14 protein-coding genes are annotated in these 12,140 nt (G+C 67.6%); 9 read left to right on the forward strand and 5 right to left on the reverse strand.

Annotated elements, in window-relative coordinates:
* Positions 1-40 precede the first annotated feature (40 nt).
* The 4 genes from tsaD to BHD06_RS08210 are packed head-to-tail and all read left to right on the forward strand — an operon-like array spanning position 41 to position 2,779.
* Positions 41-1,138: a tRNA (adenosine(37)-N6)-threonylcarbamoyltransferase complex transferase subunit TsaD gene (tsaD, locus tag BHD06_RS08195; protein WP_080456546.1), complete on the forward strand. Its 1,098-nt coding sequence runs from the start codon at positions 41-43 to the stop codon at positions 1,136-1,138.
* The gene (locus BHD06_RS08200) at positions 1,135-2,091 is read left to right on the forward strand and encodes an NAD(P)H-dependent glycerol-3-phosphate dehydrogenase (protein ID WP_080456496.1); all 957 of its coding nucleotides are present in this window, start codon (positions 1,135-1,137) and stop codon (positions 2,089-2,091) included. The genes tsaD and BHD06_RS08200 overlap by 4 nt, the downstream gene beginning before the upstream one ends.
* On the forward strand, positions 2,091-2,360 hold the full coding sequence (locus BHD06_RS08205) for a YciI family protein (protein ID WP_080456547.1): 270 nt from the start codon (positions 2,091-2,093) through the stop codon (positions 2,358-2,360). The genes BHD06_RS08200 and BHD06_RS08205 overlap by 1 nt, the downstream gene beginning before the upstream one ends.
* Positions 2,360-2,779, forward strand: a complete 420-nt coding sequence (locus BHD06_RS08210) for an EVE domain-containing protein (protein WP_080456497.1) — start codon at positions 2,360-2,362, stop codon at positions 2,777-2,779. Before BHD06_RS08205 ends, BHD06_RS08210 begins: the two co-directional genes overlap by 1 nt.
* Before the next feature lie 6 nt (positions 2,780-2,785).
* Here the strand turns inward: BHD06_RS08210 and BHD06_RS08215 are convergent, their stop codons facing one another.
* From BHD06_RS08215 to BHD06_RS08225, 3 genes are read right to left on the reverse strand one after another with little or no spacing between them, the layout of a single operon-like run.
* On the reverse strand, positions 2,786-3,073 hold the full coding sequence (locus BHD06_RS08215) for a DUF6525 family protein (RefSeq protein ID WP_080456498.1): 288 nt from the start codon (positions 3,071-3,073) through the stop codon (positions 2,786-2,788).
* The gene (locus tag BHD06_RS08220; RefSeq protein ID WP_080456499.1) at positions 3,070-3,705 is read right to left on the reverse strand and encodes a DUF1826 domain-containing protein; all 636 of its coding nucleotides are present in this window, start codon (positions 3,703-3,705) and stop codon (positions 3,070-3,072) included. The genes BHD06_RS08215 and BHD06_RS08220 overlap by 4 nt, the downstream gene beginning before the upstream one ends.
* Entirely contained in the window at positions 3,702-4,913 is a 1,212-nt protein-coding gene (locus BHD06_RS08225) for a GTP-binding protein (RefSeq protein WP_080456500.1), read from the reverse strand. Before BHD06_RS08225 ends, BHD06_RS08220 begins: the two co-directional genes overlap by 4 nt.
* Before the next feature lie 144 nt (positions 4,914-5,057).
* Between BHD06_RS08225 and BHD06_RS08230 the strand changes: the two genes are divergently transcribed.
* From BHD06_RS08230 to cobD, 3 genes are read left to right on the forward strand one after another with little or no spacing between them, the layout of a single operon-like run.
* Complete coding sequence (locus BHD06_RS08230; RefSeq protein ID WP_080456501.1) at positions 5,058-5,855, forward strand: hypothetical protein; 798 nt, start codon at positions 5,058-5,060, stop codon at positions 5,853-5,855.
* Entirely contained in the window at positions 5,852-6,790 is a 939-nt protein-coding gene (gene cbiB, locus BHD06_RS08235) for an adenosylcobinamide-phosphate synthase CbiB (RefSeq protein ID WP_080456502.1), read from the forward strand. Before BHD06_RS08230 ends, cbiB begins: the two co-directional genes overlap by 4 nt.
* 6 nt (positions 6,791-6,796) lie before the next feature.
* Positions 6,797-7,774: a threonine-phosphate decarboxylase CobD gene (gene cobD / locus BHD06_RS08240; RefSeq protein ID WP_080456503.1), complete on the forward strand. Its 978-nt coding sequence runs from the start codon at positions 6,797-6,799 to the stop codon at positions 7,772-7,774.
* Between the two features lie 241 nt (positions 7,775-8,015).
* On the opposite strand, the gene BHD06_RS08245 is transcribed toward cobD, so the two are convergent.
* Positions 8,016-8,780 (reverse strand): 3-keto-5-aminohexanoate cleavage protein, encoded by a 765-nt coding sequence (locus BHD06_RS08245; RefSeq protein ID WP_080456504.1) that lies wholly within the window; start codon positions 8,778-8,780, stop codon positions 8,016-8,018.
* A complete protein-coding gene (locus tag BHD06_RS08250; protein ID WP_080456548.1) occupies positions 8,777-10,099 on the reverse strand; it encodes an aspartate aminotransferase family protein in 1,323 nt (440 codons plus the stop codon). The genes BHD06_RS08245 and BHD06_RS08250 overlap by 4 nt, the downstream gene beginning before the upstream one ends.
* 94 nt (positions 10,100-10,193) lie before the next feature.
* Here BHD06_RS08250 and BHD06_RS08255 point away from each other — a divergent pair, with 94 nt between their 5' ends.
* Both BHD06_RS08255 and BHD06_RS08260 read left to right on the forward strand, forming a co-directional pair.
* Positions 10,194-11,075, forward strand: a complete 882-nt coding sequence (locus BHD06_RS08255; RefSeq protein ID WP_254892348.1) for a MurR/RpiR family transcriptional regulator — start codon at positions 10,194-10,196, stop codon at positions 11,073-11,075.
* A gap of 36 nt (positions 11,076-11,111) precedes the next feature.
* Entirely contained in the window at positions 11,112-12,080 is a 969-nt protein-coding gene (locus BHD06_RS08260) for a TAXI family TRAP transporter solute-binding subunit (RefSeq protein ID WP_080456550.1), read from the forward strand.
* The last annotated feature ends 60 nt before the right edge of the window (positions 12,081-12,140 follow it).

The following is a 12,140-nucleotide window of genomic DNA, read 5'->3' on the forward strand; positions in this document are numbered from 1 at the left end:
TGTTACCTGCCTTGCACCTGTCACGCAACGCATGGGCGCGATGAGCAAGCCGCTGATCTTTCTTGGACTTGAGAGTAGCTGCGACGATACCGCAGCCGCGCTTTTGCGTATCTCCGCTGATGGCACCCCGGGCATTCTCGCTTCGGTTGTCCACGGGCAGGCCCTGCTGCACGCCGATTTCGGCGGCGTCGTGCCGGAAATCGCGGCGCGGGCGCATGCCGAAAAGCTCGATACCTGCGTGTGCGAGGCGCTGACGCAGGCGGGGCTCGGGCTTGGACAGGTCGATGCCGTCGCCGTCACCGCCGGGCCGGGCCTGATCGGCGGGGTGATCGCCGGGGTGATGTGCGCCAAGGGGATCGCTGCCGGAGCAGGCCTGCCCCTTATCGGCGTCAACCATTTGGCCGGGCATGCGCTGACCCCGCGCCTGACGGATCAGGTGGCCTATCCCTATCTCATGCTGCTGGTCTCGGGCGGGCATTGTCAGTTCCTGGTCGTGCGCGGCCCGGATGATTTCACCCGCCTCGGCGGCACCATCGACGACGCGCCGGGCGAAGCGTTCGACAAGACCGCGCGCCTGCTTGGCCTGCCGCAACCGGGCGGGCCGAGCGTGGAGCGAGAGGCGGCGACGGGAGACGCGAGCCGACTGCGCTTTCCCCGTCCGCTGCTGGACCGGCCCGGCTGCGACATGTCCTTTTCCGGTTTGAAAACCGCGCTGCTGCGTGCCCGCGACACACTCGTGTCCGAGAACTCCGGGCTGACCCGGCAGGACCGCGCCGATCTTTGCGCCGGGTTTCAGGCGGCGGTCTGCGATGTGCTGGCCGAGAAAACCCGCCGCGCCCTCGCCCTCTACATGGCCGGAAATCCCACAGCGCCGCTCATCGCCGTGGCCGGAGGCGTCGCCGCCAACGGCCCCATCCGCGCGGCGCTCAAAGACGTGGCGGCACAGGCCGGCGCGCGGTTTCTCGCCCCGCCCCTCGCGCTTTGCACCGACAACGCGGCGATGATCGCCTATGCGGGGGCGGAACTCTACGCGCAGGGCCATCGCGACGACATGAGCCTCGCCGCCCGGCCCCGCTGGCCGCTGGATCAGGACAGCCCGGCGATGCTGGGCAGCGGCAAGAAGGGGGCCAAGGCATGACGCTGATTTGTGGCGCGGGCGCGTTCGGCACCGCGCTGGCCGTGACATTGGCGCAAAACGGCCCCGTTACCCTGTGGGCGCGCGATGCCGATCACGCGGCCGAAATGCAGGCACGCCGCGTCAACGCGCGCCGCCTGCCCGATGTCCCCCTGCCCGAAGCGATTACCGTGATCTCGGGAAGCCTGCCCAAGGGTGCCCGCCTCTGCTTGCTGGCTATGCCGATGCAGACGCTGGGCGGGTTTCTGACGGCGCATCACGCCGCACTCGGGCACCACGCCCTTGTCGCCTGCTGCAAGGGCATGGACCTTGCCACCGGGCTTGGCCCCACCGGCCTTATCGCGCAAACCTGCCCGGACGCGATCCCGGCCATTCTCACCGGCCCCAGTTTCGCGCGCGATATCGCGCTCGGCCTGCCCACGGCGCTGACGCTGGCCTGCGCCGATGCGGCGACTGGCGCCGCTCTGCAATCCAGCCTCACCACCCCCACCCTGCGCCTCTACCGCACCACCGACACCACCGGCGCGGAACTGGGTGGCGCGCTCAAGAACGTGATCGCCATCGGCTGCGGCGCGGTGATGGGCGCGGGGTTGGGCGAGAGCGCGCGCGCGGCCCTGATGACCCGTGGTTTCGCCGAGATGCACCGGTTTGCCCATGCCCTAGGCGCGCGACCCGATACGCTGGCGGGGCTGTCGGGCTTTGGCGATCTGGTGCTCACCTGCACCAGCGAGCAGTCGCGCAACTACCGCTACGGCCAGAGCCTCGGGCGTGGCAAGGATTTCGACGCCACCCTCACAGTCGAAGGCGCCGCCACCGCCCGCGCCGTGCTCGGCCGCGCCGATGCGCTCGCCCTCGACATGCCCGTCACCCAGGCCATCACCGCTCTTGTCACCGGCGAATTGCGTGTGGCACAAGCGGTCGATATGCTCCTCTCACGACCATTGAAGGAAGAATGATGCTGATTGCCCTGATTGCCCGCGACCGCCCCGGCGCCCTGCAAACCCGTCTCGACAACCGCGACGCCCATATCGCCTATCTCAAGGAGACCGGCGTCGTCAGCCAGGCCGGGCCGCTCCTGAATGACGAGGGCGAGATGGTCGGCTCGCTGGTGATCCTCGATGTCGAGGATATGGCGGCGGCGCAGAACTGGGCCAATAACGACCCCTATGCCAAGGCCGAGCTGTTTTCGGGTGTCGAACTGATCCCTTGGAAAAAAGTGATCTGATGCGCTATTGGCTGTTCAAGTCCGAACCGTCGGTCTGGGGCTGGTCCGATCAGGTCGCCAAGGGCGAGGCAGGTGAGGAATGGGACGGCGTACGAAACTACCAGGCGCGCAATTTCATGCGCGACATGGTGGTGGGTGATCGCGGGTTCTTCTACCATTCGCAAAAGGAAAAGGCGGTTGTGGGCACGGTCGAGGTGATCGCCGGGGCGCATCCCGACAGCACCACCGACGATCCGCGATGGGACTGCGTGGACATCAAGGCGCTGGAGGCAGCGCAGGTGCCTGTCACGCTCGACATGATCAAGGCCAACCCACGCCTGTCGGAGATGGTGCTGGTGCGCAACGCGCGCCTGTCGGTGCAGCCGGTGACGGCGGAGGAATGGCGCATCATCTGCGAGATGGCGGGTCTGACAGCATAGACCGCCTCAGCCGGGGCCCGCGGCCGCCGGATGTGCCCTGCCCCAGACCCGTGCGGCATCCCGCGCGATCAGACGCGCCTCGATCCCGTCAAGCGCCTCCAGCGCCCGGGCTGTATCCCCGGTTTGACCAAGGGCGCGACGATAGGCGCGCAGCACCGAGCGCGGCCCCCAGGGCAGACAGGCCCGCACCAGCCAAGCCCGCAGCACGGGTGGCAGGCGGTCAAACTCGCGCATCGGATCGAGGCTCCGGCGACGGTGGCGCAGGCTTGTCCGCCCAGTATTCCTGTAGCTCATATCGCCTCCTCCGGGTCATCCAGCGGATCAAGCACCAGCAAGAGGCGCGTCTCGCCGCGTCCCTCGATGGGCGGCGAGCGATGCAGCAGCCCCGGGGGTGGGTCGCCCGGCCAAAGCGTGCCGCGCAGCACCAGCGGCGCGCCCGTCGGCGTGGTGAACACCCGGCGCGGCACCTCGCCATCAACGCTGATACCGTATTGCGTACCGGTGCCGCGATAGGTGCAGATCAGCCGCGCGGAGACCGCGTCGATATGGAACCGGCGGCAGGCATCGGTCTCGACCACGTCGAGCCGCAGCCGCAGGAACCGCGCCCGCATCAGCCCGGCAAAGTGATCCGCTAGCATGCCGATATCCTCGATCAGCCAGTTGCGCGCCGCGCTCCCGCCCAATCCCGCCGCCGCGCAGGCGGCGCGCGCGGCATCCCGCACCATGTCGGGCCGCAGGATCACCCGCAGGTGCGGCAGCCTTGCGGCGGCAAGGCTGTCGATCCACGCCTGCCAGGCCGGATCGACCCGCCGCCGCCACAGCGCGGCAGCCACGCCCGGCCGCGCGATCACATCGAGATCCCCCGCACAGTCCGCCACCCCCACGCCGACCGCCGGCCCGTGCAGGATCTCACGCGCCAGCGTCATGCCGCCGCCTCCGCCCGTTGCCAGTGCGGGAACGGATCGGGCAGACCCTCACCCCCCTCACCCTGCATCAGCGCGGCGTCCAACCTGCCGCGCAGCGCGGCCCAGTCGATGCCCGCCCCGATAAAGACGATCTCCTGCCGCCGGTCGCCCCATGGCTCCTGCCAATGCGCACGCAGATAATCCTGCGCCTGCGCCTGATCCGGCCAGCGCTCGCGCGGCACCGCCGCCCACCATGTGCCCAAGGGTGTCACGCTCGACAGGCTGCCCGCCAGCGAGAATTCGGCCACCCAATCAGGCCGCGTGGCGATCCAGAAATGCCCCTTAGCCCGGATCACACCGGGCAGAGGGCCATTCAGCACGTCATGGATCGCCTGCGGATGAAACGGCGCGCGCGCCCGGTAGGTATAAGAGGCGACACCGTATTCCTCGGTCTCGGGCACGTGATCCGCGAACCCGTAGAGCTCTTTCGCCCACATCGGATGCTCATGCGCCTTGTCGAAATCGAACAGCCCGGTGGCAAGGATTGCATCCGCCGCCACCGCGCAATGATCGGTCTCGATGACCCGCGCATCGGCATTCAGGCTGCGGATGATCTTGCGCGCGGCGTCGCGCTGATGCGGGGCAGCGTCGCTCACCTTGTTGAGGATCACCACATCGGCAAACTCGATCTGATCGGTCAGCAGATGCACCAGTGTGCGCTCGTCCACGACACCCCCCGGTCCGACCAAACTCTCGCCCCGGTCGCGCAGGAAATCGTGGCTAGAAAAATCGCGCAACAGGTTCACCGCATCGACCACCGTCACCATCGTGTCGAGCCGCGCAACATCCGCCAGGCTCTCGCCCGCCTCGTCACGAAACTCGAAAGTGGCGGCAACGGGCAACGGCTCGGAAATACCGGTCGATTCGATCAGCAGATAATCGAACCGTCCTTCCCCCGCGAGGCGGCGAACCTCGGCCAGCAGATCGTCGCGCAGCGTGCAGCAGATGCAGCCATTCGACATTTCGACCAGCGTCTCGTCGGTGCGGCTCAGTTCGGTTTCGGCACGTACCAGATCGGCGTCGATATTCACCTCGGACATGTCATTGACGATCACCGCCACGCGGCGGCCCTGGCGGTTGTTCAGCATGCGGTTGAGCAGTGTCGTCTTGCCCGCCCCAAGAAAACCGGACAGGACGGTGACGGGCAGGCGCGGATCGGCGGTGGTCATGAGGAACCTCGTTTGTTATTTATGTAATGTTATTACGTTGTCACTTTTGAATGTCAAACCGAAACCACGCGCCCCGGCTCGACATTTTGCACCCCCCATGACAAAGCGGCATCGGCCCGCCCATCAACAAGAGACCTTACCGGCATGCCCTGCGTCCCCGTCACCGTGATCGGCCATTTCGGCGAATGGCTCCAAGGACGACTTGGCCCCAATGGCCCGGTCGCGCTGATCACGCTTGTTTGCCCGGTCTTGGCGGCGCGCGCACCCGGGACAGGGCTGCGCCTGCCCGCTCTGTTCGATGCCGCACGGCTTGATATCTTCGCCGCCGCGCTTGGGCTCGATGCCCCCGACTGGCCCGCGCTCGATTGTGACATGCCGCTTGGGGCGGGGGCAGGCGCCTCGACCGCGTGTCTCGTGGCCTCGGCCCGCGCGCTTGGCCATTCCGGTGCGCCGGATGCCTTGGCCCGGGCCTGCCTCGCGGTCGAAGGGGCAAGCGATCCGCTGATGCACGTCGCCCCTGACCGCCTGCTCTGGGCCTCGCGCCGGGCGGAGGTGCTGCGCAATCTGCCGGGCCTTCCCGAGGCCGAGATCGTCGGCGGCTTCTGGGGCGAGTCCGAGCGCACCGATCCGGACGATGAGAATTTTCCCGACATCGCCGATCTGGTCGAGGTCTGGTCCGAGGCCGCCGCGCGCGACGATCTGGCCGCCATCGCCGGGATCGCCACGGAATCCGCGCGCCGCTGCACCGCGCAACGCGGCCCTGCCGACCCGATGCCCGATCTGGCGCGAGATCTGGGCGCCCTAGGATATGCCCGCGCCCATACCGGCCCCGCCCGCGCGCTGATCTTTGCCCCCGGCAAGGTGGCCGACGGGGCCGGTGCCGCGCTGCACGAAGCCGGGCTGCGCGACGTGGCGCACTTTCGCACCGGGGGCCCGGCATGAGTTTCGCGGCGATGATGCTGGCAGGGCTCGCGCTCGATCTGATGCTCGGCTGGCCGGATCGTCTCTATGCCCGGATCGGCCACCCGGTGACATGGCTTGGCCGCCTGATCGCGACGCTCGAGGCGCGGCTCAACACCGGCACGCACAGCATACGCTTGCGTATGGGAGCACTCACCGCGCTGATCACCATCGCCGCCGCCACGCTTCCGGCGCTCGTGCTACAGGCGATGCTACCCGAGGGCCCGATTGGCTGGCTGATCGGCGGGCTGCTGGCCTGGCCGCTCATTGCATTACGCTCGATGCGCGATCACGTCGCCGCCGTCGCCACACCGCTGGCCAAGGGCGATCTGGAGGCCGCGCGCCGCGCGGTGGCGATGATCGTGGGGCGTGACCCGGCCATGCTCGACACCGCAGGCGTCGCCCGCGCTGGTATAGAGAGCCTGGCCGAGAATACCGGCGACGGCATCGTCGCCCCAGTCTTCTGGGGCGCGGTCGCGGGCCTGCCGGGCATTGCCGCCTACAAGGCCGTGAACACGCTCGATTCGATGATCGGCCACCGCAATGACCGATACGAGGCGTTCGGCAAACTCGCCGCCCGGCTCGACGATCTGGCCAACCTGATCCCGGCGCGGCTGACCGGGCTGCTCTTTGGCCTCACCGCCCCGCGCCATGCCCCGCGCGCGCTGCGCATCATGCTCCGTGACGCTCGCCACCACCGCTCGCCCAATGCCGGCTGGCCTGAGGCCGCGATGGCCGGTGCGCTCGGCATCCGCCTCTCGGGGCCGCGCATCTATGGCACCCACGTCACCGACGAGCCGTGGCTCAACCCCGGCGCGCCCGACCCCAAGGCTGATGACATGCACCGCGCCCTGTCGCTCTATGCCCGCGCCATGACGCTGATGGCGCTTGCGCTTCTGGGGCTTTGGCTGGTCTAAGGCGGCATGGACAATACGCCTCGCGATCACGGCGGCAATCTCGATGCCGCGATGCACCGTTTCGGCGGCGACCGGGCGCAATGGATTGATCTTTCGACGGGCATCAACCCGGTGCCCTACCCCATGCCGCCGCTGTCCCGGCATGCGGTGGTCGAGTTACCCACCACATCCGACATGACCGCCCTGCGCGAGGCCGCCGCCACCTGCTATGGCACGCGCGCGCATGTCACCCCGCTTGCCGGAGCGCAGGCGGCCATTCAGGCGGTGCCGCATCTGAGCGCGCCGGGCCGCGCGCGGGTGCTGTCGCCTACCTATAACGAACACGCCGCCGCCCTGCGCGCCCGTGGCTGGACGGTGGACGAGGTGCGGGATCTCGGTGCCCTCGCCGGGGCAGATTGCGCCGTTGTCGTCACCCCCAACAACCCCGACGGTGCGCGCCACGACCCCGCCCGCCTTGCCGCCCTAGCGGCGCATGTCGGCCTGCTCGTGGTCGACGAAAGCTTTGCCGATCCCGAACCTGCCCTGTCGCTCGCCCCGCGCCTGCATGCGGGGCCGGAGAATATCCTCGTCCTGCGCTCCTTCGGCAAGTTCTACGGGCTCGCTGGGCTGCGCCTCGGCTTCACGCTCTCATCCGGCGAGATCGCTCGCACGCTTGCCGCCATGGCCGGGCCGTGGCCGATCTCCGGCCCCGCAATCGAGGTGGCGTTGCGGGCGTTGACGGACAGCGCATGGCGAGCCGAAACCACAGCCCGCCTGGCCCGCGACGCGGCCCGGCTCGATGCGCTTGGCCTCCGCGCGGGCTGGTCGCTGGTAGGGGGTACGCCGCTTTTCCGCACCTATGTCACGCCCGATGCCGCGGCGGCGCAGGAGCGTCTTGCACGCCACCGTATCTGGTCACGCATCTTCCCTTATTCGCGCCACTGGCTGCGCCTTGGCCTTGCGGGGAGCGAGGCGGAGTGGACGCGTCTCGAATCGGCGCTGTGAGGGGCGTTTCTGGGCTGTTGCGGTCATTGCACCCCGCCAGAAGGTGCCGCGCAATCGCAGGGCCGGGGACTGGCGATGCAGCGTGTGTTGCGGGTACTTTATGCCAGCCAAGTCATTGTCGCCTCGACACATTGCGCTCGCCCTCAAATCGCCAGGCCGCGGGACGGCCCGGCGATCGCGCGGCACCTTCGGTGCGTTTCGCGCGGGATGCGGCAACGACAGTTCCAGGCCAAGCCATCCCCTATCCCAGCCCGCAGACCTCAACCACCTCCCGCACCCGTTCGGCATTGTCGCGCGCCGCCTTCCCATCCGCGTGCCACAGGCTGTTCTCAAACCCTACCCGCAGCTTGCCGCCCGCCGCATGCGCGGCGCGCAGGCAGGCGGTTTCAGCCCGGCCAAAGGCGCAGAGCGCCCAGTCAGCGGGCGCCTCCCGCGCCGCCAGCCGCTCGAGGAACCGGGCGAGATCGCGCGCATCGCTTTCCTGCCCGTCGCTGTAGCGGCCCAACACAAAGATCAGTTGCAAGCCAGCCGCATCGCGCAGTCCTTCGGGCACCAGCCGCGCCAGCAGATCAAAATCCTCCGCATCGTAGAGGATATGCTGCACCGCGATGCCGCGCTCGGCGCAGGCGGCGTAGAACCCCGGTGCCTCCGCCTCCTCCGCCGCCATCTCGCGCAACGCGACCGATACCAGATCCGCCCCCGAGCCAAGCGCGACATCGCGCTGATGCGGAGGCGTGTAGCAGCCCGCCGCCTCGGTCGTCACCTGCACCGCCATCCCTAGCACCGCACGGCGCAATTCTTCCAACGCCTCGCGATAGGCCCCGGCATCGAGCAGGTGTCGCCCATCGGCATCACGCAAATGCAAATGCAGCCCGTCCGCGCCCGCCTTGTGGCACGCGCGCGCGGTCTCCACGATCTCGGGCAGGGTCACGGGCAGTGCGGGGTGATCGGCCTTGCCGCGCCGCGCCCCATTGGGCGCGACCATCAGCCGTGGCAGCGCCCTCATGCCAGCGCCACATCAAGCGCGGAGGACAGCTTGTCTACCAGTTCGCCTACCTGATGCTCGGTCAGGATGAACGGCGGTGCGAGCAGCACGTGATCCCCCTGCCGCCCGTCAATCGTGCCGCCCATCGGGTAACAGATCAGACCCGCGTCGAACGCCGCCGCCTTGATCTTCTTGTTGATGCCGCGCGCGGGATCAAAGGGGGTCTTGCTCTCGCGATCCGCGACCAGTTCCAGCCCGCGAAACATGCCGCGCCCGCGAATGTCGCCGACATGGGGATGCTGGCCGAACCGAGCCACGAGCGCGTCACCCAGCACCTCGCCCATCCGCGCCGCGCGCTCGGTCATCCCACCCGCTGTCAGCTTGCCCACCACCACATCGGCTGCGGCACAGGCGACGGGATGGCCGATATAGGTATGGCCGTGCTGGAAAAACCCCGATCCGCCCTCGATGGCGGCATAGATCGCGCCAGAGCACAGCATCGCGCCGATCGGTTGATAGCCCGCGCCCAGCCCCTTGGCGATGGTCACGATATCGGGGCGCACGCCGTCCTGCTCGCAGGCAAAGAGCGTGCCGGTCCGCCCCATCCCGCACATCACCTCGTCGAGGATCAGCAGGATACCATGCCGGTCGCAAATCTCGCGGATGCGTTTGAAATATCCCGGCACGGACGGCACCGCCCCCAGCGTGGCACCCACCACAGGCTCGGCGACGAAGCCGATGACGTTCTCGGGCCCGACGCGGCGCAATTCCGCCTCAAGCTCATCGGCCACGCGCAGGCCATAGGCCTCGGGCGTCTCGCCCGCCTCGCGCCCGCGATATTCATAACAGGGCGCGATATGCGAGGTCTCGACCATAAGCGGCGCAAACGGCTCGCGACGCCAGGCATTGCCGCCGGTGCCAAGCGCGCCAAGCGTGTTGCCATGATAGCTCTGGCGTCGCGCGATGAACCGGGTGCGCGACGGCTCGCCCTTTTCCAGGAAGTACTGCCGCGCCAGCTTCAGCGCCGCCTCCACCGCCTCGGACCCGCCCGAGACGAAATAGACCCGTTCGATCCCCTCCGGCGCATGCGCGATCAGCCGGTCGGCCAGTCGTTCGGCAGGCTCCGACGTGAAGAACCCGGTATGCGCAAAGGCGATTCGGTCGGCCTGATCCTTGATCGCCTGCGTCACCTCCGGGTCGGAGTGCCCAAGGCACGACACCGCCGCCCCGCCAGAGCCATCGAGATACCTCTTGCCGGTCTCGTCGATGATATAGGCACCGTCGCCGCGCGCCGCGCGGGGCGGGAGGGCCTTGGTGTGGCGGGGAAAGACATGGGTCATGGCGCGCATCCTTGCTGTTCGCGCCACTGAAACAAATGAATCACCTGTTGACAATACATGAAACAGATGGAACCAATTGTTTCAAAAGAGTCCAATGTCACGGAGTGCCCGTTTGAACGCCTCGTTCGAACACAGACTGTCGCGGAATTTCGATGGCCTCAGCGACAAGCTGCGGCAGGCCGGGGAATATGTGGCGACCCACCCCGTCGATACCGCGACCCGCTCCCTGCGCACCGTGGCGCAGGATAGCGGGCTGGCCCCGGCCACGTTTTCGCGGCTCGCCCGCGCCATCGGCTATCAGAGCTTCGAGGACTTGCGCGAGGCGATGCGCGAAAAGATCGGCCAGCGTGTCAACAGTTTCGCCGAACGCGCGGAGCGGCTCCAGAACGCCCACGAGGCCGGCGAGAGCGGCTTTTTCGAGGCCCATGTCGGGGCCTGCCAGAACAACCTCCAGACGCTTTTGCAGGACATGGACCAGGACCTGCTTGAACGCGCGGTCGATCACCTGCACGCGGCGCGCAACGTGCTTTTGCTGGGCGCGCTCGGCTCCGCCGGTGTGGTGGAATACCTTGCCTATATGGCGCATTTTTGCACCGGCAACTGGTCCACGGTCAGCCGTATGGGCGCCTCGCTCGGGGCCGGGCTCGCCGACCTCGATGCGCGCGATGCGCTGGTCGTGGTGACCAAACCGCCGTTTTCCACCCGCTCCATCGAGGCCGCGCAACTGGCGGCGGGCCAGGGGGCCTATGTGGTGGTGATCACCGACAGCCACGCCTGTCCGGCGCTGCGCCACGCCTCGGCCGGTTTCGTGGTGCCCACCGACAGCCCGCATTTCTATTCGTCCTATGTGACCACGATGGTTCTCGTCGAGGCCATGATCGGCATAATGGTCAGTCGTGCAGGCCCCGCCGCCCATCAGCGGATCGCACGGGTCGAAGAAAGCAGCCGCCGCCTGGGAGAAGTCTGGGACGGCTGAACCCTAACCACCAAACATCAAGCAAGGGAGATCATGATGTTTTCAAAGTTAAAATTCACTGTCGCGGGGGCCGCGCTGGCCACGATGATGGCACCGGCGGCCATGGCAGAAGAGTTCATCACCATCGGCACCGGCGGCGTGACCGGCGTCTACTATCCGACCGGGGGCGCAATCTGCCGCCTGGTCAACAAGGGCCGCAAGGATCACGGCATCCGCTGCTCGGTCGAATCCACCGGCGGATCAATCTACAACATCAAGACCATCCGCGCCGGCGAGCTGGAATTCGGCGTCGCACAATCCGACTGGCAGTATCACGCCTATAACGGCACCTCGCGCTTTGAAGAAGATGGCGCGTTCGAGGGCCTGCGCGCGGTCTTCTCGGTCCACCCCGAGCCGTTCACCGTCGTGGCCCGCGCCGATAGCGGTGTCACCACATTCGACGACCTCAAGGGCAAGCGCGTCAATATCGGCAACCCCGGCTCGGGCCAACGCGGCACGATAGAAGTGCTGTTAGAGGCGAAGGGCTGGACCACCGACGACTTCGCCCTCGCCACCGAACTCAAGGCCGCCGAGCAGTCCGCTGCCCTCTGCGACAACCAGATCGACGCAATGGTCTATACCGTCGGCCACCCCTCGGGCTCGATTCAGGAGGCGACAACCGCCTGTGACAGCGTGCTGGTGGAGGTCGCGGGCGATGTCGTCGAGGGCCTCGTGAACGATAACCCCTACTACCGCACCGCCACCATCCCCGGCGGCATGTATCGCGGCAATGACGAGGACACCCAGACCTTCGGCGTCGGTGCCACCTTCGTCAGTTCCGACGCGGTGAGCGAAGAGGCGGTCTATACGGTCGTGAAATCGGTGTTCGAGAACTTCGACGATTTCCGCAGCCTGCACCCGGCCTTCGCCAATCTCGACCCGCAGGAAATGGCGACCGCCGGTCTTTCCGCGCCGCTGCACGCGGGCGCGGCCAAGTATTACAAGGAACAAGGCTGGATCGAATAACGACCCCGGCACCTTTGGCAGGGGCGGCGCGCCGCCCTTGCCACCTCTTAAACTTTATTT

The organism is Roseovarius sp. A-2 (assembly GCF_002072155.1).
Lineage (GTDB): Bacteria > Pseudomonadota > Alphaproteobacteria > Rhodobacterales > Rhodobacteraceae > Roseovarius.

Coding starts and splice junctions, on each gene's coding strand:
- BHD06_RS08230 (WP_080456501.1), top strand. CDS start 5,058: ATGCCCTGCGTCCCCGTCACCGTGATCGGCCATTTCGGCGAATGGCTC.
- cbiB (WP_080456502.1), top strand. CDS start 5,852: ATGAGTTTCGCGGCGATGATGCTGGCAGGGCTCGCGCTCGATCTGATG.
- tsaD (WP_080456546.1), top strand. CDS start 41: ATGAGCAAGCCGCTGATCTTTCTTGGACTTGAGAGTAGCTGCGACGAT.
- BHD06_RS08255 (WP_254892348.1), top strand. CDS start 10,194: ATGTCACGGAGTGCCCGTTTGAACGCCTCGTTCGAACACAGACTGTCG.
- BHD06_RS08225 (WP_080456500.1), bottom strand. CDS start 4,913: ATGACCACCGCCGATCCGCGCCTGCCCGTCACCGTCCTGTCCGGTTTT.
- BHD06_RS08205 (WP_080456547.1), top strand. CDS start 2,091: ATGCTGATTGCCCTGATTGCCCGCGACCGCCCCGGCGCCCTGCAAACC.
- BHD06_RS08200 (WP_080456496.1), top strand. CDS start 1,135: ATGACGCTGATTTGTGGCGCGGGCGCGTTCGGCACCGCGCTGGCCGTG.
- BHD06_RS08260 (WP_080456550.1), top strand. CDS start 11,112: ATGTTTTCAAAGTTAAAATTCACTGTCGCGGGGGCCGCGCTGGCCACG.
- cobD (WP_080456503.1), top strand. CDS start 6,797: ATGGACAATACGCCTCGCGATCACGGCGGCAATCTCGATGCCGCGATG.
- BHD06_RS08220 (WP_080456499.1), bottom strand. CDS start 3,705: ATGACGCTGGCGCGTGAGATCCTGCACGGGCCGGCGGTCGGCGTGGGG.
- BHD06_RS08215 (WP_080456498.1), bottom strand. CDS start 3,073: ATGAGCTACAGGAATACTGGGCGGACAAGCCTGCGCCACCGTCGCCGG.
- BHD06_RS08210 (WP_080456497.1), top strand. CDS start 2,360: ATGCGCTATTGGCTGTTCAAGTCCGAACCGTCGGTCTGGGGCTGGTCC.
- BHD06_RS08245 (WP_080456504.1), bottom strand. CDS start 8,780: ATGAGGGCGCTGCCACGGCTGATGGTCGCGCCCAATGGGGCGCGGCGC.
- BHD06_RS08250 (WP_080456548.1), bottom strand. CDS start 10,099: ATGACCCATGTCTTTCCCCGCCACACCAAGGCCCTCCCGCCCCGCGCG.